The organism is Halorientalis pallida, from assembly GCF_004118325.1.
GTDB classification, from domain to species: Archaea; Halobacteriota; Halobacteria; order Halobacteriales; family Haloarculaceae; genus Halorientalis; species Halorientalis pallida.
The window spans coordinates 21,151-40,909 of sequence record NZ_RDFA01000008.1; the positions used below are offsets into that span (position 1 = coordinate 21,151).

Genomic DNA, 19,759 nt, shown 5'->3' on the forward strand with positions numbered 1-19,759 from the left:
TGACTACGAGTCGCGTCTCCGCCAGCCTGTGTTGTATATATTGTGTACTGCCCGCAATACTAAATAGCACGGCCGTCGTAGGTCGACCTATGCGCGCAGTGTACGCGACCGACCTGTCTGAAGCGATCGAGGCGGCTATCGGGACTCGAACCTGCCTGGAGTGTCTCGAACGATATGGGATCGACGCGTTCGATCTCGTCACCGTCACCAGTCCGAACGTGACGGCCGGGATGCCCGGGAGCGACGTGAGTCGGCGAACGAGCGCCGCGCTCGATCGGCAGCGTGAACTTCTGGAGCGCGAGGGGTTCGAGGTCAGAACCCACGTCGTGCGCGGGACGCCCCACCGGCGGATCAACGGTCTCGCCGACCGCGTCGACGCCGATCTCGTGATCGTCGGTTCGCGGGGGCAGAGCCCACTCGAACAGCGACTGATCGGCGGGACCGCACGGAACGTCGCTCGGACGTCGGTTCGGCCGCTGCTCGTCCAGCGGATCGTCGAACGGGACGACGACCACGAAGTCGCCGACGAACACCTCTTCGAGCGAATCCTCTACGCGACGGACTTCTCGGAGAACGCAGAACGGGCATTCGAGCAGTTCGACCGGCTCCGGACTGCGACGAAAGAGGCATTGCTCGTACACGTCGCGCCGCCGGCGCGTCGGGCCGGGAGTGAGACCGTTTCCGACGCCGAGGATCGACTGGCGGCACTGGCCGACGACCTCGAATCTCGGGGTATCGGGACGCGGACCCAGGTCCGGAAGGGCGTCGCGACCGACGAGATACTGGCCGCCGAAACCGAGTTCCAGCCGACGACGATCCTGCTGGGCGCGCGCGGTCGGAGCCCGATGCGGCGGCTCCTGCTCGGGAGCGTCTCGGAGGACGTCACCGCCCGGGCGACCTCGAACGTCCTGATCGTGCCGCCGACGCGCGTCCGCTGATCAGTCCCCGTTCTGTCTGAGGTCCTCGTCGAGGAGTTCACCGCGAGTGTGCCAGGTTCGTGGCCGGCAACAGATCACCAGCGCACCGAGGTACAACACCGCGACGACGCCGGTGACGACGGTACCGGGGATGGTCCCGACCGCGGCGCTCGCGGGCCAGTCCGTGCCCGCGAACGCGGTCACTCGGAGCAACCACGCGCCGTTCAGCACGGTGAAAAGCGGGAAGTAGACCCGCCGGAGTCGGTGGGCGATCGCCTCTTCGGTCGAAATCTTCAGACGGGGTCGGCGGTAGTCCTCGGCCAAATCCTCGCGCCAGCCGGTCTCTTCGAGGTCCATCCCGGGGTCGAGGCCGACGGCCCAGACGTGTTCCTGGAGTTTCCGCACGCGCGAGCGCCACACGTCGTAGGCCCGGTACCGGCGTGCCTCGATGAACAGGAACATCACGACCGCGGCGTGGCCGACGAGGATCACGTAGTGGGGGTTGGCCTCGCTGGAGAAGGCCCAGGTCAGGACCGCCGCGATCAACAACACCGCCCAGTTGGTGGTCTTGTCCAGGCGCTCGCGCCAGAGTTTCATCCGGTGGATCTCGCCCCGGTAGAGGTGGGCCATGGCCGAACTCGGACCCATGTCACTGTCGAGCAGTCCCTCGCCGACCCGGGCGTCCAGCGGCCCCACTCGACCGAGCGAGTCGCGGTCCGGGTCCGGCGGGCGGTCCGGCGCAGCGTCCTCGGACTCGTCGTCGGGCGGACTGTCACCGTCGCTCATACTGATCCCTCGGGAGCCACGACATAGAACGGTGAATACTGTCCACTGATATCAGTACTGTGGTGCCGACCGGGAAAACAGGTAGCGATTCTCGGGTGGCCTCAGTCGCCGGTGAGCGCGTCCTGGCTGGCCGCGCAGTTGTTCGGGCCCAGTTCGAGCTCGAAGGCCTTCTCGTCGTCGGCCGTCCGCTGGCCGAGGTTCGTCGCGATGATGTCCTCGTAGTTGGCGGGCCGGGGCGGCATGTCCGAGAGGATCAGGTCCACGAACTCGGCTTCGTCCATCGTGAGCGCGTCCATCTCGGCTTCGAGTTGGCCGACGGGCGCGGTGTAGGTACCGTCGCCGGCGGGCTCGGCCGCGTCGCTGAAGTGTGCACCGCCGACCAGCACGTCGTCGTCCAGAGGCAGAACCGCCGTCTGCAGAGTCTCGTAGAGCTGCCGGGCAGCGTCGGGCGCTCCCTCGTCACCCTCTTCGAGGTCCGGGCGGGCGACGCTCTCGACGAACAGGCCGTCGCCGGTGGCGAGCAGGCTCTCACCGAGCAGGTAGGAGGTCATGCCGCTAGTGTGGCCCGGCGTGTGGATCGTCTCGACTGTGGCCGCGCCGACCTCGTAGACGTCGCCGTCGGCGGCCGTCTCGAGGTCGTCGATGTAGGTCACACCTCGCTGGCGGGCCGCCTCGGGGATCACGCCGGTGACGCCCCGGTCGTCGAGGGCACGCACGCCGCTGATGTGATCGGCGTGGATGTGCGTGTCGAACGCGTAGGTCAATTCGGCGTCGAGCGCGGCCGCGTCGTCGAGGTAGCGGTCGGTGAACGCGCGCAGCGGGTCCACGACGGCCGCCTCGCCGTCGGTGACGAGCAGGTAGCCGAGACAGCCACTGGAGGGGCGCTGGTACTGGTAGAGGTCACCGGGCCCGTCGTAGCGCGTGACCGGCTCGCGCTCGTAGATGCGGGCCCAGCCGTTCATGCCCTCCTCGAGGTGGACGACGTCGCGGCCGGCCTCGGCCAGCCGACCGGCGACGTACTCGCTCGCGCCGCCCTTCGCACAGAGGACGACCAGCGGGTCCCCCTCCGGCACGCGCTCGAGGAGGTCGTCGTCGACGCCCTCGTCAAGGAAGTGGAAGTACGGGACGTTCGCGACCTCGACGGTGTCACCGTCGACGTGCCACTCGTCGAAGTCGCTCTCCATTCGCGCGTCGAGGATCGTCACCGATTCCCCGTCGTCGATCCGTCGCTTGAGCTCGTCCGGTTCGATCTCGTCGACCTCGACGTCCGGCGTCGGAAAGTCGTCTGGATCCATGTACACTCACCGGTACGCGACCGACGCCCATATATCTTGCGTAAATTGTGCAATACTATGTCCCCAGATGTCACGCGCCGCGGAGAGTTGGCGGTATTTCGGCGTCTAAAACAGGGGAAGCGACGACGTTGTGTTGTGGAAAAAACGCAAAGTCGATACGTGTGCGGAGCGGTCAGGCCTCGGCGGTCACGCTTCTCTCAGCGGCGTCACGCCGGAGCTCCCGAACCGCGCTGTAGGAGACGGCGCCGCTGACCAGCAGTGCGGCGCCGAGGATGATCGCGAGACTCACGCTGTCGAGGACCGGCATCTCGAGCACGCCCCCGACCTGCCGGACTGCGACGGCGACCGCACCCAGCAGGAGCATGATGCCGAAGTAGATCTTGATGTCTTCCTCCTCGACCAGACTCGTCGCCGCCGCGCCGAGTCGTGCGCCGAGGGCACTCCCGGCCAGCAGGGGCACGACGATGCTCAGGTCGACCGCACCGGACTGGGCGTAGAGGAAAGAGCCGATCCCGCCCGAGAAGACGATCTCGAACAAGTCGGTCCCGACCGCGACCGGCACGGGGACGCCGATCAGGTAGAACAGCGCGGGCATACGGATGAACCCGCCGCCGACGCCCAGGAAGCCCGACAGCAGGCCCGTGGCGAAGGCGACGGCGAGGATCATCCACAGCGAGACCTGGAACCCTCCGCGCAGCGACATCATCGGCGGGATGCGGTAGGACTGTATCTTCTGTGCGATCTCGGGGATGTCGTCTTCGTCGACGTCGGTGTCCTCGTCTACGTCGTGTTCGAGGCCGCCACCGTCTCCTCCTTTCAGGGACTCGCGGGTGACGAATGCACCGATCCCACCGAGCAGGAGGACGTACGCGACGCTGACGACCGAACCGGCCAGCCCGATGTGCTGGAGGTACTCCAGCCCGACCTTGCCGACCTCGATGCCGGCGGTCGTCCCGGCGATCATCAACACGCCGAGTTTGTAGTCGACCTGCCCGAGGTCGCGGTGTTTCAGCGTCGCGATCACCGAGGTCCCGAAGACGAACGCGAGGCCTGACCCGACCGCGACGTTGGGCTCGTATCCCATCACCAGCAGGGCCGGCGTCACGAGGAAGGACCCGCCCATCCCGAAGAAGCCGAAGAGGATGCCGATGAGCAGTCCGAAGCCCGTGAACGTCGCGAGCAGCGTCACGCTCACGCCGAACAGGTCCATCACCGCTCGACACCCCCGTTCTCCGCAGTCTTACAGCGCATGAGTAACGCGTCCAGCACCGCACACTGTCCCTCGAGGACGCGCCTGAACCGCGGCCCCAGCAAGGTCTCCAGCCCGCCGTACCCGACGTACAGCAGGAGAGCCTCGACGAGGACGATGCCGACGAGCACGGCAGCCTGGGCGTTCCCGCCGAGCGTCTCAATTCCGAACATCGGAACTCACCTGTGCCAGCAGTCTTGTGTCGGATTTGAAATTCTGCACGTGAGTTCGTAGTCGGAGCGGGTAAATAACGGTTTTGGGTCTCAGCTACAATACTATATCGCCATAACCGACCGATACCGATGGATAAGTTACGGGTAGCTACGGGGGGCGAACGGCGCTCATACTACCGGTCGATGTGACGAGTCGGAAGGACGGGAAGTCGTCACGCGCGGTGACGGGAACGCAGCGGGCAGCGGAATCAGTCGGCCGTGGCGGGGCCAGCACTCGAATCGGCTATGCGCGAGCGCAGTCGGCCTTGGGCGTACGCGCCGATGAACATGCCGGCGACGGCCCAGAGGATGGGCCAGTTCCCGATGCCGAAACTCGCGTAGGCGGCGCCGGGACAGATACCGGAGATACCCCAGCCGGCCCCGAAGACGACGCCGCCGACCACGACGTTCCGGTCGAAGGACTTCGTCCGGCGAAGGTACTCCCGACCGGTGAGGGGCGCGCGGTCGAGCGTCTTCGTGGCGATCGCGAACGTGATCCCGGTAACGACCGCAGCGCCACCCATCACGAACAGCAGTCCGAGATCGTCGAACTGGAGGAAGTTCAGGACGACCTCCGGCCGGGCCATGTGGCTGTAACCCAGACCGAATCCGAAGATCAGCCCGCCGACGAGGATGGCCAGGTAGAAGCCGGGGCCACGGTCGCTCACGGCGACACCCCCAGCGCCTGGACGAGCTGTGCGGTGCCGATGGCGACGGCCATGAACGTCGCGACGTTGACGATCGAGGTCTGCGAGAGCGAACCGACACCACAGACGCCGTGGCCGGACGTACACCCCTTCCCGAGACGGGTTCCGACGCCGACGAGGATGCCGCCGCCGAGCAGTCGCCACCACTGAACCTCGGTGGTCCAGGCTCCGCCCTGCCAGATCAGGGCGTAGACACCGGCCCCGAGGACGATTCCGATCGTGAATACGACCCGCCAGTCCCGGGAATTCACGTACGGGAACCGGTTGAACCGCGGAACCTTCGACACGTACGAGAGGGTCGACTCGAGGAACGTACTCGCGCCCGCGATGATGCCGGTCGCGAGGTAGATCACTGCCGCACCGCCGCCAATGAACAGGCCGCCGATCAGGTACCGTGCGATCCCGTTCGGGAACAACTCGGCACCGATCATCGGCGGATCACCCCGCCCGAGCGGGCTGCCGTACTGGGTCGATTTCTGGGCATGTCTCATCCGCTCTACCGTCTGCTCGGTCAAAAGGATTTGCATAGCAAATCGGTTATTGTACAATACTGTGTTCGAGATACGAGTTCAATAGGTCTCTTGAGCGGATGTTTTTCTTCTACTCGGTCTCTAGTAGTGGGCACTACCGACACAATTATCAAGGCCGGGCGTAGTATTGTACGCCGAAGGCACAACATGAGCTACGAAGCAGACATCACCGAGACGCTCGACGTGAAAGGTCTCTCTTGCCCGATGCCGGTCGTGAAGACCAAACAGGCGGTCGACGGCCTCGCCGGTGGCGACGTGCTGGAAGTCGTCGCGACGGACTCCGGGAGTATGAGCGACATCGACGGCTGGGCGGACGGGACAGACGGTGTCGCCTTGCTCGACCAAGAGGAACGCGAAGAGGGCGGCGAGAGCGTGTACGTGCACTACGTGCAGGTGGAGGAATGAGTACCGAGACGGACGAGAGCGCCGAGTCCGACGGTCCGGAACTGGACGGTGAGGAGGCCGAGCTGGCGGCTCTGCGCGCACGCGTCGACGAACTCGAAGACCAGCTGGCGGCCGTCGAGACCGACGTCGACGACGGGCAGAAGTCGATGGTCATCGTCGCGACCAAGGGGACACTCGACATGGCCTACCCGCCCTTGATCCTCGCGTCGACGGCCGCCGCCTTCGGCTGGGACGTGACCGTCTTTCATACGTTCTGGGGGCTGGACATCCTCCACGAGGACCACTCGACGGACCTCCAGATGAGTTCTGTCGGCAACCCGAACATGCCGGTCCCCAACGCCATCGCGTCGCTCCCGGGGATGGATCGCGTGACGACGAAGATGATGCGAAAGCGGATCGCCGACAACGAGACGGCCAGCGTCGAGGAGTTGCTTGAGACCTGTTTCGACATGGGCGTCGAGATGCAGGCCTGTCAGATGACCGTCGAGTTGATGGACTACGACGAAGACGACTTCTACGACGACGTCACCGTCGGCGTCGGCGCCGCGACGGCGCTGGAGCAGATGGCCGATGCCGACATCCAGTTGCTGGTCTGACTCGTCACTCTTTCCCGGCCCCGACCACGCTGACACCCCGGCGGAGTGTTGTATGGTACATACATAACTCTTTTAGCGTCAGGTCGACTACGTACACCTATGCCAGACTCGATGGCGGAAATGTTGCGCCAGGACATGGAGTGTGAGGGGCTCCTGGAGTGTCTTCACGGTCTCAAGGACCTCGACAGGGAGTGTTTCGAGACGCTCGCGAACAGCGACGAGCGACTGACCGTCGACGAGATCGCCGACCGGGTCGAGCGGGAACGCTCGACGGCGTATCGATCGATCCAGCGCCTCCTCCAGACCGGCCTCGTCCAGAAAGAACAGATCAACTACGAACAGGGCGGGTACTACCACGTCTACTACCCCGCAGACCCCGAGGAGGTCACCGACGACATGCAGCGACTGCTCAACGACTGGTACGCCCAGATCGGTCAGTTGATCCAGGAGTTCCGGACCAAGTACGAAGACGAGTCGGCCCCGACGACCCCCTCGGAGTCGTGAACCCACGCGGGATTACCCGCTGACCGAGTTTCGATACCTCTCCGTACGTCTCCCCGTGGAGCAACCGCCGTCGTTGTCGTTCTTCCCGAATATTGGGAATTCTGCACACTATTATCTGTGGCCTCGGCGTAGCAGTAACTGGACCCATGACAGGCTATGCAATCGTCCTCGCGTCCAGGAAGTTGTCCCGCGTCCAGGCGGTCAGTACCATCGCATCCGTCGCGGCGGCGTCGGACGTCCCCGTCGAGGTCTTCGCTACCATGGAGGGACTGTTACCCTTCGAGAGAGAGACCGTCGAGTCGGGAGAATTCGAAGTCGGGCCCGTCGGGGCGCGGATGTTGGAAGCCGAGGATATGGACGTTCCGCTTTTCACCGAGCAGTTCGCACAGGCGAAAGAGATCGGCCCGCTCCGACTCTACGCATGCGAGATGGCGATGGACCTGATGGGCCAAGACCTGGACGACTACGTCGACGTCTTCGACGACTCGCTGGGGGTCTCGGGCTTCCTGAACCGAGCCCAGGACAAACAGGTCGTCTTCGTCTGAGCATCGATCGTTCGAGTACACCACGATACACCCAACACAATGAGCGAAACCGAACACGAACCCGACGTCACGGTCGACTCCCGCGGTGCCACCTGCCCCGGTCCTCTGATGGACCTCATCGGCAAGGTCAAGGAGTCAGACCCGGGCACCGTCATCGAACTGCAGACCTCGGACAACGGGTCCAAGAGCGACGTCCCGGAGTGGCTGGACGAGGCCGGCCACGATCTCCTCGAAGTCGTCGACCACGACGACTACTGGAGCATGTACGTCGAGATCAACTGAACGGTCCACACCGTTCTCACACCCAATCATGACAGAACACATCGTCGTCGTCGGCGGCGGCACGGGCGGGACCGTGCTCGCGAACCGGTTAGCCGAGAAGCTCGGCCCGGAGATCGAGCGCGGTGACGCCCGGGTCACGCTCGTCTCCGACGACCCCGACCACGTGTACAAGCCCACGTTCCTCTACGTCCCCTTCGGGAAGAAGACGGTCGAGGACGCGAAACGCCCACTGGCGGACCTCGTCGACCACGCGGTCGACGTCGAGATCGACCGCGTCACCGGGGTCGACACCGACGGCAAGCGCCTGTCGCTGCGGGACAGCGGGTCGACGGGCTACGACCAGCTGGCGCTCGCGCTCGGGGCACAGCTCGTGCCCGAAGAGCTGCCGGGCCTCGCCGAAGGCGGCCACCACTTCTACGGTCCCGACGGGGCCCAGGAGCTACGGGAAACGATGGCAGAGTTCACCGAGGGCCACCTGGTCCTCTCGGTGATCGGCACGCCGCACATGTGTCCGGCGGCGCCCGTCGAGTTCGTGCTGATGGCCGACGCCTGGTTCCGCCAGCGCGGCGTCCGCGAAGACGTCGAGATCACTTACACCTACCCGATCCAGCGAGCTCACGCGATTCAGAACGTCGCCGACTGGGCCAGCGAGGCCTTCGAGGAACGCGATATCGACGTCGAGACGTTCTTCAACGCAGACGAGGTCGACCCGGAGGCGGGCGTCCTGCACTCGATGGAGGGCGCGGAACTCGACTACGACCTGCTGGTCGGCATCCCACCGCACGAGGGGAGCGACCTGGTGACGGAAGCCGGCCTGGGCGACGACGGCTGGGCCGACGTGGACAAACACACGCTCGAATCGGACCACGCCGAAGACGTGTACGTGCTGGGCGACCTCGCCGACGTGCCCACCAGCAAGGCCGGCAGTGTCGCCCACTACGAGGCCGGTGCAGTCGCCGATCGCATCGCCAGTCGCACGCGCGGAGAGACGCCGACAGCGACCTACGACGGCAAGACCGTCTGCTTCATCGAGAGCGGGATGGACGAGGCGACCTTCGTCGACTTCGAGTACGGCACCCAGCCCACGGTCAGGGAGCCCTCGAAGCCGGTCCACTGGGCGAAACTCGGTTACAACGAGTCCTACTGGCTCACCGCCAGGGGACTACTCTGAGGTGAGAACGATGACAGAACAACAGGAGGAACTCGCTACGACCGGCGACGGGTCGACAGACGGGCCGGACGACGGCGGTGACCTCCCACCGGAAGTGCAGGCGGCCATCGCCGAGCATCCCGAGGAGGTCGCGCGTTTCCTCGACAACCTCGGGGCGGTCAACGACCTGCTGGACGGGACGGCCGTCGCCACGTCGGCGATGGACGACGAGATGGTCCAGAACCTGGCGGCCACCGGGACGAATCTCGGCGCGGCCGCGGAGGGACTGGCGACACCTGCGGCAGCCAAACTCGGCGAGGCAGCCGGCGAGAACGCTGACGACCTGGCCGAAGCTATCGAGACGCTGGCACGGCTTCAGCGGTCGGGGACGCTCGACGACGTGCTCGCCCTGGCCGACACGCTCTCGCTGTTGACGGCCGCGATGGACGACGAGATGGTGCAGAACCTGACGGCGACGGGTTCGCGCCTGGGCGAACTCGCGGACACGGCCGCCGACGAGGCCGTCGCGGGCTCGCTGGAATCTGTGCTGGAAGCGGTCGGCGAAGCGAGCGACCAGCCGCCGGAGCCACCAGGTGTCGTCGGGACGGTTCGTGCGTTGCGCGATCCGGACGTGCAGTCCGGCATGGGGTTTCTGCTCGCGATCGCTCGTGCGCTCGGGCGCGACCTTCGCGAGGAGTGAGGCTGTTTTTTCGTGTCGATGCTGTCGTGACCGGACGTGACTGGTCGAGAGCCTGTCAGCTCGGTCGGTCCGGGACGTGCTCGAGCCCTCGGTCGGTCAGCCTGCAGGTGTCGAACCCCTGACGCTCCAGCAGGTCCCGGGCCTGCAGCGCGGCGGTGGTTTCGAGGACGGTACCCAGGTCCGTATCGAGCGCCACCGCGAGCCCGGCGGGCGTCTGGTCCCCGCCGGCGAGTTCGGCCAGCAACCGCCGCTCGAAGGGAGTGAGTGGGGCCGTCATTCCAGCTTCCCCGCGAGAACCTTCGCGGCGGTAAGGACCGGGTCCCACACCGGGCTGAACGGGGGCGCGTAGGCAAGGTCGAGGGAGGAGAGTCGTTGGGCCGTCATCTCGGCGTGCAGCGCCGCCGCGACGGTGTCGATCCGTTTGGCGACGCCCTCGCGTCCGACCATGCTCGCGCCCAGGACGCGCCCGCTCTCCCGGTCCCCGAGCATCGTGATCTCGATCTCCGAGCCGCCGGGGTAGTAGTGGGCGCGCGAGGGTGCGGTGATCGTCACCGAGACGGGGTCGAAGCCGGCCTCGCGGGCGACCGATTCCTCGATCACGCCGGTTCGGGCGACTTCGAGGTCGAAGGCCTTCACTGCGGCCGTGCCGGCGATCTCGCCGACCGGGGTCTCGTCGCCGGCCAGCGTCTGTCCGATGGCGCGGCCGGCGCGGTTGGCGGTCAGCGCGAGCGGGACGTGATCGGGTTCGTCCGTGACGACGTGAGTCGCCTCGGCGCAGTCACCGGCCGCGTAGACGTGGTCGTCGTTCGTCCGCCCGTACCCGTCGGTCGCGATCGCACCCGTCTCCCCGGTGTCGATACCGGCCGCCTCGGCGAGTTTCGTGTTCGGCGCGACGCCGACACCCACCAGCGCGAGGTCGACTGGCACGTCCGCGTCGCCCGCGGCGATGGCCGAGACGCGTCCGTCGCCGGTGATCGCGTCGACCGCCGTATCGAGGTGCAGGTCGACACCCTGCTCGCGGAGGTGGCGCTCGACGGTGGCGGCCGCGTTCGCGCCGAACGGCTGGAGCGTGTGGGGCAACATCTCGAAGAGGTGGACGTCGAGGCCGCGCTCGGCGAAGGCCTCGGCCATCTCGATGCCCACGTAGCCGCCGCCGATGATGCCGACCGATTCGGGGTCTTCGGTGTCGGCGTAGTCCGAGGCGACCTCGCGGGCGTCCACGGCGGGCGTCTCGAGACCGATCGCCCGTCGGATATCGGCTCCCGCCTGCATACTGTGGAGTGTAAAGACGCCGTCCAGTTCCATCCCGTCGAGCGGGGGTTCGACGGCGCGGGCTCCAGTCGCGATCAGTAGTTCGCTGTAGGCCTGCTCGAACTCGCCGTCGGGACCGTCGACGCTCACCGTCTGTGCCTCGCGGTCGATGGCCGTCACCTCGTGGTTCGTCCGGAGGTCGATGTCGCGCTGCTCTACGAACTCCTCGGGCGTCACCGAGACGAGGTCCTCGAGCGTCTCGACTGCCCCCTTGACGTAGTAGGGGAGGCCACACGCGCCGTAGGAGACCCACTCGCCACGCTCGAACACGACGACCTCTCGATCAGGCGCGTCACGTTTGAACTTGCTCGCGGCGCTCATCCCCGCCGCGTCGCCACCGACGACGACTACTGGTGCTGTCATACCAGTACCTACGTCCGCACCGATAATAAAATATTGTGCAAAAAATACAATATACGACCGGGCAGACAGCGACCGGACGCGTGGCCGGTCGCAACACGTACGGGATACTGAGCGGCGATTTTCCGGTGCATGTACCGATATCGGGGAGACTACGGACGGCGCACTTTTGTATTTCGGGGGCAAAACTACAGGTAGAGACGCGTCGGATCGGAATCGAAACAGCGGGCTGGCGGTCGAGCCTACGGCCACGGACACTCATGGATACGAACGAGGACTGGATCGACGACGTCGAGGCACAGCGACGACAGAAAGACCGGTACTTCGGTGAGGACCACCGATCACCGATACCCGAAGACGAGCGTGCGGCCTTCGACGGCCTGGACTACTTCGCAGTCGACCCGGCCTATCGGTTCGAGGTCGAACTGGACGCCTACGACGAACCCGAACCGGTCGTCGTCGGCACGAGTACGGACGGCGAACAGGAGTACCTCGCCTGGGGGGAGTTCACTGTCGAGATCGGCGGCGAACGTGTCGCAATCACTGCCTACAAGGGCGATCCGGATGGAGACCGGCTCTGGGTGCCGTTTCGGGACGCGACCAGCGGGGCGGAGACGTACGGTGCGGGTCGATACCTCGACCTCGAACCGGAGCGCCACCGCACCGACGCGGGAACGTGGATTCTCGATTTCGACGAGGCCTACAACCCGACCTGTGCGTACTCGGACCGGTACGAGTGCCCGCTCCCACCGACGGAGAACTGGCTGGAAGTGCGGATCGAGGCGGGCGAGAAGAACTTCGAGCACTGACCCCGGCCGTCGACGGTCGTTCAGCTGTACGCGCCGATCAGGCCGGCGAGGTCGTCCTTGCTCTGGACGCCGACCAGCTTCTCGACCGGTTCGCCGTCTGCGAACACGAGCAGCATCGGGACGCCCTGCACGCCGTACTGGCCGGCGAGTTGCTGGTTTCGGTCGACGTCCACTTTGGCGACGGCCGCTTCCGTCTCGGCCGCGAGTTCCTCGACGGTCGGTTCGAGCATCTTACACGGACCGCACCAGTCCGCGTAGAAGTCCACGAGGACGACCCCGTACTCGTCGACGGCCGCCGAGAGGTCCTCGGCCGATTCGATGTGGATCGGCTCCGACGGCGTCGCTGCCGTCCCGCCGTCCGCGGACTCGCGCAGTCGTTCCATTTTCTCCGCTTTGATGTCGTCGATGGATCGATTCTCGCTCATCGACAGTCCCTACGTCCCGACCGTACTTAGTTGTTTTGTGCGAATTGGACAATACTGCTTCACCCAGGTGTGATTGACGTACAGGGGTCGATGCCTGAGGTGCCTCGTGGACGTGATCCGGGCTGGCGGGGCACTGATCTTGTGTTCTGTACCCACAATATACAATACAGTGGAGCTCGTAGAGTATCGTATGGACCGAAATGTCGGTACTGGCGACCGTACAGTGCGGATCGCGCTGGGCGTCCTCATCGCCATCGCAGGTGGGGCGGCCATCACGGGGTACTGGGCTGTGGGTGCCGCGGTGGGTGCGCTGATCGTCGCCATCGGCGCGGTGCTGGTCGTCACCGGGACGACCCAGCGCTGTCCGATCTACGCCGGTGTGGGAATCGACACGTGTGACGCGGACCGCTGATCGGTCCCGATGCCAGGGGACCGACCACCGGAGCCAGTGACTGGGGCCATCGAGGCCAGCGTGGACTCGATCGAGACCCAGCTGCTGGAGTTGCTGGCGATCGACACTGCCAATCCGCCGGGCGAGACCAGGGCGATCGTGGACACCGTCGAGACCCGGTTCGAAGCGCTCGGAATCGAGACCGAGCGGGTCGTGGCCGATCCCGCCAAGCCGAACCTCCTGGCGACTCTTCCGGGTACCTCGGACCGTACGCTGCTCTTCAACGGCCACTTCGACACGGTACCGTACGACGCGGCGGAGTGGGACCGGGAGCCGCTGGGCGAGCGGGTCGGCGACCGGATCTACGGCCGGGGCGCGACCGATATGAAAGGGGCCCTGGCGGCCATGCTGGCGGTCGCCCGCGCCTACGTCGAGACCGGCACGACACCGCCGGTGACGCTGCAGTTCGCGTTCGTGAGCGACGAGGAGATCGCCGGTGAGCCCGGACTTCCGACGCTTTTAGACGGCGGTCTCATCGACGCCGACTGGTGCGTGATCGGTGAGACCACGTGTGACGACGGCCGCCACTCCGTGACGGTCGCGGACAAGGGCAGCGTGTGGCTCACCCTGGCAGCAGAGGGCACCGCCGCACACGGTTCGCGGCCGGTGCTGGGGGAGAACGCCATCGACCGACTCTACGCGGCCGTCGAACGTATCCGGCAGGAGTTCGGGACGCGACGGTTCGAGTTGCATCCCGACGTCCAGGCGCTCGTCTCGGAGTCCGTCGAGTACTACGCTCCAGTCACGGGCGAAGCGGCCGCTCGCGACCTGTTCGAGTATCCGACGATCAACCTGGGGACTATCGACGGTGGCGAGAGCGTCAACAGCGTACCGGCGTCGGCGACGGCCCGCCTCGACATCCGGCTGACTGCGGGTGTCCGGACTCGCGAGATGCTCGGGCGCATCCGGGACTGTGCGGCCGGGTGTGACGGCGTCCGGATCGACGACGTCTCCTGGAGCGTCGGGACCTACGAACCGCTCGACAGTCCGCTCGTCGAGGCCGTAACCGAGGCGGCGGCGACAGTAACCGATGACCACGTGTACCGCCGTAGCGCGACCGGTGGCGGCGACGCCAAGAAACTCCGGGCCGCGGGGGTCCCGACCGTCGAGTTCGGACTGGGTACCGACACCGCCCACGCCGTCGACGAGTACACGACCCTCGGCGCACTTCGGGACGACGCGCTTGTATACGCGTCAGTGCCCTACCGGCTCGCCGCCGAAACGGCCGAGACGGGCGACTGACCCCTCACTCGTCGACCTCTTCTCGAGCGTTCACCGCCAGGACGGGTGCGTCGGCGTGCCGGATGATTCGTTCGGTGGTACTCCCCAGGAGGACCCGATTCAGGCCAGTTCGGCCGTGGGTCCCCATCGCCAGCAGGTCGATCTCGTTCTCGTCGGCGTAGTCGAGGAGACCCTCCGCAGGGAATCCCTCTCGAACCGCTGTCCGGGCGTCGAGCCCGGCCTCGCGTGCCCGTTTGGCGACCGCTTCCGTGGCGTCGGTTCGCTCGTCACGGACGCGCTCCAGTGCCTCGGTCGGCGGCGTGTACTCGACCCGCGTCGCGAGATCGCCGACGTCGACGATCGAGACCGCGTGAATCCGGGCGTCGAAGCGATCGGCGATCGCGAGGCCGTGATCGACGGCGACGTCGGCCAGGTCGCTCCCGTCGGTGGGGATCAACACGTCGTCACACTCGCCCGCCGGACCGAGTTCGACACCAGCCCGGGCCGTCAGCACGGGCGCGTCGGCGAGTCTGACGACTCGCTCGGTCACGCTCCCCACGACGTAGCGATGGACGCCCGTTCGGCCGTGGGTCCCCATCACGATCAGGTCGGCCCCGAACTCCGCGGCGTCGTCGACGATGCCGTTCGCAGGCGTCCCCTCCAGAATATCCGTCTCCACGCGCCGGTCGGTGAGCGCTTCGATCGCCTCGATCGATTCTCTGCCCTGTGATTTTAGCTCGTCGACGAACGCGTCGTCGACCCCACCCGCGTCGAACGGGCCCGCCGCACCCTGTACGTCGGCGACACCGATCACGCGCACCGTCGCGTCGAAGGCCCGAGCGAGCGCCATCGCGTGCTCGGCCGCCCGTACTGCGTGATCGCTCCCGTCCGTCGGAATCAGAATCCGCTCGTACATCTCGGCGACAATACGCCCGTCGGTACAAAAAGCGCAGTCCCGCTTCTCGCGAATCGAGAGTTCGTCACCTCAGGTCCAGGGGGCCAAAGTGGTGAATGTGTACTCGAGATAGAGTAAATCACCAGTGGATTGACGTTCGGCGGGCGACGGATAAACCGTATGGCGCTATACAAAAATCGCGCCGTTCCGTCGGAAGCGGGGCTCTACGGTTCGTCTGGGTGAGTGGTCCCCGGCACGTGGAGGGACGATCGAGTGGATCGGTCTGCCGTCGTCGTGTTGCTTCCCGGTCCGACATCGCGCGGTCACTGACGCGGGCCAACGGGCAGGACGTACAGGGGACGCAGATTCGACGGAACACCCAGTGTGGACCGGACGTCGTCGTCGCCGAAGGCACCGATGGCCACCGTCGAGAGCCCGAGGGCTTCGGCCTGGAGGTAGACGTTCTGTCCGACGTGGCCGGCCTCCAAGGGGACGTATCGTCGGCGTCCCCGGTCACCGTACTTCCGCGTCGTTCTGCCGTCGGCGCCACAGACGACGAGGGCGAGGGGCGCTTCGTCGACGGCGTCCTGTTCGACCGCCCGTCCCAGTTCGGACTTCGCGTTCTCGGCGGCCCCCCGGACGAGTTCGTGCCCGTCGGGTCGGTACCGGTAGACCCCACCGTCGAGTGATTCGACGCCATCCGAACCGACGACGGCGAACAGGTCCATCGGATACAGTGCACCGGCACTCGGCGCGGCCCGGTGGCCCGTGCCGGCTTCGGTGATCCCCTGTGCGGACCACAGCAACTGCCCCAGGTCCGCCCGAGAGACTGTGCCGGGTCCGTATTCCCGTCGGGACCGGCGGTCGTCCAGTGCCGTCTCGACGGCCGTCTCCCCGTCCCGCTCCGGTTCGGGGAGTGAGACGGTCGCGGTCCCCTCCCACCAGTCGCCGCCACCGGGGACGAGTCCGGTGAACCGCCCGACGACGACCCCCACCACTGCCGACAACACCCCGGCGGCACCCACCGTCACGATGGTCCGCCGCGAGATTCGATCCCTGGGCATGTGTCTACCATCCACAGACACCAGCAAAAATATCCTCATCTCCGTGATCACTCACAGGTCGCCGACCGGCTCGGCCTGGCGAACGGCACCGTCGGCGAACACCGACGGAAGACAGAAGCCGCCGTCCGTCGCTATCGAGACCCGTGACCGTTTGGCCCGGGAGTCGGATGCTCCGGCCTCAGGTCGCGAGTTTCGTCTCCAGATCCGCGCCGACGAACAGATCGGTCGCGCGCTCGGTGGCGTCCGTCGTCTCGGCAGTGTTTTCGAGCAGTACCGTCTCGCTCGGGAACAGCCGTTCGCCCAGTTCCAGTCCGTAATCGTGTGCCGTCGATCCGGTGACCGTCAGGTACACCCCGAGCCCCGTCTCGGCGATCGCCGCTTCCTCGACGGCCTCCTCGTCGGGATAGGTGAACTCGACGCCCTCGATGGCGTCGGTTCCGAGAACGGCCTCCACGAGACGCTCGTATCGGGGTGAGATACAGAGGGTGCCCTCGTAGGCATCGACGAACGACCGGTTCAGGTCCGCGTCGACGTCCCGGCGTGTCTCCGGGGTGGCCAGCAGGGTGTGCCAGACGGTGTCCCCGAGTCCGGAGACGACGCGCACGTCGGTATCGCGGGGATCGATCCGGTCGTTGACCTCGTCGAGTCCGGTCAGCGGTTCGGGGTCGAGTCCGACCACTTCTTCGAGCACCAGGTCCGCGCTGTCGAACCCGAGAGCGAACTCGTGGGTCCGGAGCGCCCGGAACGGTTCCTCGCGGCCGACGAGCTGGAGGTCGTACCCGTCGAGGTCGAGCGTGAGGCTGTCGAAGACGATCCGCCGGGGCATGCCGGCGCGATCGTCGCGCAGGAGTGTGAACTCGGGTGCAGCTGGGTCGTCGGTGTCCGAGTAGGCCGCCAGCCGGTCGTAGACGTCACGCTCGGCGGTCTGGTTGTCCTTCGTGATCGCTTTCTCGTACTGGAGCGTCGAGATGACGTCGTCGGCGAGGTCTGTCGTGCCCGTCCGGGCCGCGAGCCGTTCGAGGACGGCCTCCAGCGGCCGTCCCTTGCGCGGGACGGCGACGCGGACAGTAGTCATTATCGAACAGGTCGCGAGCCGAGAGTAAAACGCCGCCGGTTTCTAGTCGCCGTCGGCCGCACCCAACACGTTGCTGAGCTGTTCGCGCCACTCCTGGAGTTCCTCGATGTTGTTCTCGATGTCGTCGACGCGGTCGTCGACCTCGTCGATGTCCCCGAGTTCGTCCTCGAGATCGCCGATGGAGCCCTGAATGGCGTCGATCTCGTCGTCGACGTCCTTCACGTCGCCTTTCAGCGACTGGAGGTCGCCCTGGATGCTCTCGACGCTGTCTTCGAGCGAAGTGACCTGCTGGGTGTTGTCCTCGATGTCGTCTTCCAGCCCACCGAGCTGGTCTTCGAGGTTCGCCACGTCGTCCTGGAGTCCCTCGATGAGGTCCTGGCCGGTGCCGTTCTCCTCGAGGAACTCTTCGAGCGCGTCGGTGTAGGCGTCGAGTTCGCTCACGTCGGTCTGGAGCTTCTCGATGCGAGCCTCGACGGCACCGCCCCCGCCGTTGCGCTCGACTTCCAGTTCCGAACGGAGGACCTCGAGGTCGTCGTCGTCGACCTCGCCGTCTTCGATCTCCGAGGCGAGTGCCGACGCGACGCTCTCGACGTCGAGTGAACTACCCGACTCGGCGTCGACGGTCTCGGTCTCGGCTTCCGTTTCGGCCTCCTGCTCTTCGGCTTGTTCGGTCCCTTCCTCGTCTTCCTCGGTCTCTTCCTCGTCGGCCTGGGCTTCCTCGTCGGCGTCGTCCGCCTCGTCCTCGTCGTCATCGTCGTCGACGAGGTCGACCTCGTCCGGGTCCGCCTCCGCCTCCTCGGCGTTGGGATCGGTGAGGTCCAGCGTCCCGATGTCCTCCTCGTCGGCTTCTTCGTCCTCGAGCCCGGGGACCGAGTCGGCGTTGCCGGAGATTACGTCGCGGACGACGTCGCTGCCGCTCCCCCCGACGACACCGTCTTCGTCCTCCAGGGGCGGCTCGACCTCGGCGATTTCGGGTTCGGTGAGGAACTGCTCGACGTTGTCGGTCCCCGTCGCCCGGATCCCGTAGACCGTCGTGTACTGCTCTTCGGCCTCGATCTCTCGCTCGAAGGTGATCTCGTCGTCCTCGATCGTCCAGTACTCGCTGCCGTACTCCGGATGGAACCCCAGATCCTCCACAGCGACGTTCTCCGGCACGTCGTCGACGAGCCTGACCGTCACCGCTTCGGTCCTGTCCGAGTTGATCCGAAACGCAATCGCGGGGACAGGAAACGCGTCGGCCTCGAAGGTCTTGATCACAGTGACCCCGTTCGAGGCGACGGTCACCTCCTCGTAATTTTGCGATTCGCTCATGATTACAGTTCGAGTAACCAACGGTATTAAAGCTACGTACCGTTTCTCCCCGCGTGGTAGGTACTCACAACCGCGCTCCGGCGTCGCCGGGGGGCTCGCAGTAACGACCGGTTACAGGTCGGTTCGATCCCCGATCTCGACGATTTCGAGCCGGCGTGGATACTCGTGACTCCGGACGTGATCGTGTAGCGCCGTCGGGTCCGCAGTCAGCCCCTTCCACATGTCCCAGTGGGTCGGGAGCAACCGGTCTAGCTGGAGCTGGCGGGCGGCCTCGCTGATCTCGTTCTCGTCGCTGTACCACTTGGTGTACTTGGGTTCCCGCGTCTGCTTGTCCGGGATCTGACCGTCCGACCCGAACGCGAGGACACCGAGGTCGATATCGTACGTCTCGCCGACGGCTGCGAACGGTTCACCGGGGCGGGCGTCGCCGCCGTGGAAGAAGGTTCCGGCGTCGTGCTCGAAGACGTAGGAGACGGGATGTGTCGCGTCGGGGTCGTTCGCGGGTTCGACGTGTACGCGGAGGCTACCGACCTCGAAGGTGTCGCCTTCGCTCACCTCGCGGAACTGCGCGTCGTCGACCGCCCACTCGTCGGTCCAGCCCTCGGTTTCGACCACGGCCAGGGAGTCGTCCGGCCCTACGTAGTCGGCTCCGGTTCCGGCCAGGATCGGCGCCTGGCTCGGGCCGTGCACGTGGTCGGAGTGTTCGTGCGTGGCGAGGACGGCGTCGGCCTCGCGCACGTCGGTCGGCTCGAAGGGGATCGGGATCATGCGGACCGTCCGCGGCGGATCGCCGGTGCCGAGGTACGGGTCGATAAAGAGCGTCGTCCCGTCGTCGGCCTTCAGGACGAATCCGTTACAGCCGAGATACCAGATCGCCAGTCCGTCGGGGTCGGCGTCGGCGACGGCTGCCGGGAGCCAGTCGCCCCAGTCGCTGTGAACCATGCCCGTGGCTCCGCCGG

Annotated in this window: 24 protein-coding genes and 1 pseudogene; 11 read left to right on the forward strand and 14 right to left on the reverse strand. The window is 66.1% G+C overall.

Annotated elements, in window-relative coordinates:
* Nucleotides 1-89: 89 nt before the first annotated feature.
* Nucleotides 90-938, forward strand: coding sequence for a universal stress protein (locus EAF64_RS18225; protein ID WP_129070416.1), 849 nt, complete (start codon nucleotides 90-92; stop codon nucleotides 936-938).
* Here EAF64_RS18225 and EAF64_RS18230 read toward each other — a convergent pair whose 3' ends face one another.
* The 6 genes and pseudogenes from EAF64_RS18230 to EAF64_RS18255 all read right to left on the reverse strand — a co-directional run bounded on the left by EAF64_RS18230 (nucleotide 939) and on the right by EAF64_RS18255 (nucleotide 5,597).
* Nucleotides 939-1,703: a DUF2270 domain-containing protein gene (locus EAF64_RS18230; protein WP_129070417.1), complete on the reverse strand. Its 765-nt coding sequence runs from the start codon at nucleotides 1,701-1,703 to the stop codon at nucleotides 939-941.
* 101 nt (nucleotides 1,704-1,804) lie between these two features.
* On the reverse strand, nucleotides 1,805-2,998 hold the full coding sequence (locus EAF64_RS18235) for an MBL fold metallo-hydrolase (protein WP_129070418.1): 1,194 nt from the start codon (nucleotides 2,996-2,998) through the stop codon (nucleotides 1,805-1,807).
* 172 nt (nucleotides 2,999-3,170) lie between these two features.
* Nucleotides 3,171-4,208, reverse strand: a complete 1,038-nt coding sequence (locus EAF64_RS18240; RefSeq protein WP_129070419.1) for a sulfite exporter TauE/SafE family protein — start codon at nucleotides 4,206-4,208, stop codon at nucleotides 3,171-3,173.
* Between the two features lie 65 nt (nucleotides 4,209-4,273).
* A pseudogene (locus tag EAF64_RS18245) lies at nucleotides 4,274-4,420 on the reverse strand (DUF7512 family protein); the annotation flags it as partial.
* Between the two features lie 248 nt (nucleotides 4,421-4,668).
* Complete coding sequence (locus EAF64_RS18250; protein WP_227739056.1) at nucleotides 4,669-5,127, reverse strand: DUF6691 family protein; 459 nt, start codon at nucleotides 5,125-5,127, stop codon at nucleotides 4,669-4,671.
* The gene (locus EAF64_RS18255; protein WP_129070555.1) at nucleotides 5,124-5,597 is read right to left on the reverse strand and encodes a YeeE/YedE family protein; all 474 of its coding nucleotides are present in this window, start codon (nucleotides 5,595-5,597) and stop codon (nucleotides 5,124-5,126) included. Before EAF64_RS18255 ends, EAF64_RS18250 begins: the two co-directional genes overlap by 4 nt.
* A gap of 246 nt (nucleotides 5,598-5,843) precedes the next feature.
* Here EAF64_RS18255 and EAF64_RS18260 point away from each other — a divergent pair, with 246 nt between their 5' ends.
* The 7 genes from EAF64_RS18260 to EAF64_RS18290 all read left to right on the forward strand — a co-directional run bounded on the left by EAF64_RS18260 (nucleotide 5,844) and on the right by EAF64_RS18290 (nucleotide 9,878).
* Complete coding sequence (locus EAF64_RS18260; protein ID WP_129070421.1) at nucleotides 5,844-6,101, forward strand: sulfurtransferase TusA family protein; 258 nt, start codon at nucleotides 5,844-5,846, stop codon at nucleotides 6,099-6,101.
* On the forward strand, nucleotides 6,098-6,697 hold the full coding sequence (locus EAF64_RS18265; protein WP_129070422.1) for a DsrE/DsrF/DrsH-like family protein: 600 nt from the start codon (nucleotides 6,098-6,100) through the stop codon (nucleotides 6,695-6,697). Before EAF64_RS18260 ends, EAF64_RS18265 begins: the two co-directional genes overlap by 4 nt.
* Before the next feature lie 99 nt (nucleotides 6,698-6,796).
* Nucleotides 6,797-7,201 carry a helix-turn-helix domain-containing protein gene (locus EAF64_RS18270; protein WP_129070423.1) on the forward strand — a complete coding sequence of 135 codons (405 nt, stop codon included), beginning with the start codon at nucleotides 6,797-6,799 and terminating at the stop codon, nucleotides 7,199-7,201.
* Nucleotides 7,202-7,347: 146 nt separating this feature from the next.
* The gene (locus EAF64_RS18275) at nucleotides 7,348-7,746 is read left to right on the forward strand and encodes a DsrE/DsrF/DrsH-like family protein (protein ID WP_129070424.1); all 399 of its coding nucleotides are present in this window, start codon (nucleotides 7,348-7,350) and stop codon (nucleotides 7,744-7,746) included.
* 39 nt (nucleotides 7,747-7,785) lie between these two features.
* The gene (locus EAF64_RS18280) at nucleotides 7,786-8,028 is read left to right on the forward strand and encodes a sulfurtransferase TusA family protein (protein ID WP_129070425.1); all 243 of its coding nucleotides are present in this window, start codon (nucleotides 7,786-7,788) and stop codon (nucleotides 8,026-8,028) included.
* 28 nt (nucleotides 8,029-8,056) lie between these two features.
* Complete coding sequence (locus tag EAF64_RS18285; RefSeq protein WP_129070426.1) at nucleotides 8,057-9,199, forward strand: NAD(P)/FAD-dependent oxidoreductase; 1,143 nt, start codon at nucleotides 8,057-8,059, stop codon at nucleotides 9,197-9,199.
* 10 nt (nucleotides 9,200-9,209) lie between these two features.
* A complete protein-coding gene (locus EAF64_RS18290) occupies nucleotides 9,210-9,878 on the forward strand; it encodes a DUF1641 domain-containing protein (RefSeq protein WP_129070427.1) in 669 nt (222 codons plus the stop codon).
* Nucleotides 9,879-9,933: 55 nt separating this feature from the next.
* Here the strand turns inward: EAF64_RS18290 and EAF64_RS18295 are convergent, their stop codons facing one another.
* Both EAF64_RS18295 and EAF64_RS18300 read right to left on the reverse strand, forming a co-directional pair.
* Nucleotides 9,934-10,155, reverse strand: a complete 222-nt coding sequence (locus tag EAF64_RS18295; RefSeq protein WP_129070428.1) for a hypothetical protein — start codon at nucleotides 10,153-10,155, stop codon at nucleotides 9,934-9,936.
* The gene (locus EAF64_RS18300; RefSeq protein ID WP_129070429.1) at nucleotides 10,152-11,552 is read right to left on the reverse strand and encodes an FAD-dependent oxidoreductase; all 1,401 of its coding nucleotides are present in this window, start codon (nucleotides 11,550-11,552) and stop codon (nucleotides 10,152-10,154) included. Before EAF64_RS18300 ends, EAF64_RS18295 begins: the two co-directional genes overlap by 4 nt.
* Nucleotides 11,553-11,809: 257 nt before the next feature.
* Between EAF64_RS18300 and EAF64_RS18305 the strand changes: the two genes are divergently transcribed.
* Nucleotides 11,810-12,358, forward strand: coding sequence for a DUF1684 domain-containing protein (locus EAF64_RS18305; protein ID WP_129070430.1), 549 nt, complete (start codon nucleotides 11,810-11,812; stop codon nucleotides 12,356-12,358).
* Nucleotides 12,359-12,378: 20 nt separating this feature from the next.
* On the opposite strand, the gene trxA is transcribed toward EAF64_RS18305, so the two are convergent.
* The gene (gene trxA / locus EAF64_RS18310; RefSeq protein WP_129070431.1) at nucleotides 12,379-12,783 is read right to left on the reverse strand and encodes a thioredoxin; all 405 of its coding nucleotides are present in this window, start codon (nucleotides 12,781-12,783) and stop codon (nucleotides 12,379-12,381) included.
* A gap of 190 nt (nucleotides 12,784-12,973) precedes the next feature.
* Here trxA and EAF64_RS18315 point away from each other — a divergent pair, with 190 nt between their 5' ends.
* Both EAF64_RS18315 and EAF64_RS18320 read left to right on the forward strand, forming a co-directional pair.
* Nucleotides 12,974-13,195, forward strand: a complete 222-nt coding sequence (locus EAF64_RS18315; RefSeq protein WP_129070432.1) for a YgaP family membrane protein — start codon at nucleotides 12,974-12,976, stop codon at nucleotides 13,193-13,195.
* Nucleotides 13,196-13,204: 9 nt separating this feature from the next.
* On the forward strand, nucleotides 13,205-14,476 hold the full coding sequence (locus EAF64_RS18320) for a M20 family metallopeptidase (RefSeq protein ID WP_129070433.1): 1,272 nt from the start codon (nucleotides 13,205-13,207) through the stop codon (nucleotides 14,474-14,476).
* Nucleotides 14,477-14,480: 4 nt separating this feature from the next.
* On the opposite strand, the gene EAF64_RS18325 is transcribed toward EAF64_RS18320, so the two are convergent.
* The 5 genes from EAF64_RS18325 to EAF64_RS18345 all read right to left on the reverse strand — a co-directional run bounded on the left by EAF64_RS18325 (nucleotide 14,481) and on the right by EAF64_RS18345 (nucleotide 19,742).
* Nucleotides 14,481-15,371: a universal stress protein gene (locus EAF64_RS18325; RefSeq protein ID WP_129070434.1), complete on the reverse strand. Its 891-nt coding sequence runs from the start codon at nucleotides 15,369-15,371 to the stop codon at nucleotides 14,481-14,483.
* Between the two features lie 302 nt (nucleotides 15,372-15,673).
* Nucleotides 15,674-16,414 (reverse strand): SagB/ThcOx family dehydrogenase, encoded by a 741-nt coding sequence (locus tag EAF64_RS18330; protein ID WP_227739057.1) that lies wholly within the window; start codon nucleotides 16,412-16,414, stop codon nucleotides 15,674-15,676.
* 178 nt (nucleotides 16,415-16,592) lie between these two features.
* On the reverse strand, nucleotides 16,593-17,489 hold the full coding sequence (locus EAF64_RS18335; protein ID WP_129070435.1) for a hypothetical protein: 897 nt from the start codon (nucleotides 17,487-17,489) through the stop codon (nucleotides 16,593-16,595).
* A 42-nt stretch (nucleotides 17,490-17,531) separates the two neighbouring features.
* On the reverse strand, nucleotides 17,532-18,800 hold the full coding sequence (locus EAF64_RS18340) for a hypothetical protein (protein ID WP_129070436.1): 1,269 nt from the start codon (nucleotides 18,798-18,800) through the stop codon (nucleotides 17,532-17,534).
* Nucleotides 18,801-18,911: 111 nt separating this feature from the next.
* Nucleotides 18,912-19,742 carry an MBL fold metallo-hydrolase gene (locus tag EAF64_RS18345; protein WP_129070437.1) on the reverse strand — a complete coding sequence of 277 codons (831 nt, stop codon included), beginning with the start codon at nucleotides 19,740-19,742 and terminating at the stop codon, nucleotides 18,912-18,914.
* Between the last annotated feature and the right edge of the window lie 17 nt (nucleotides 19,743-19,759).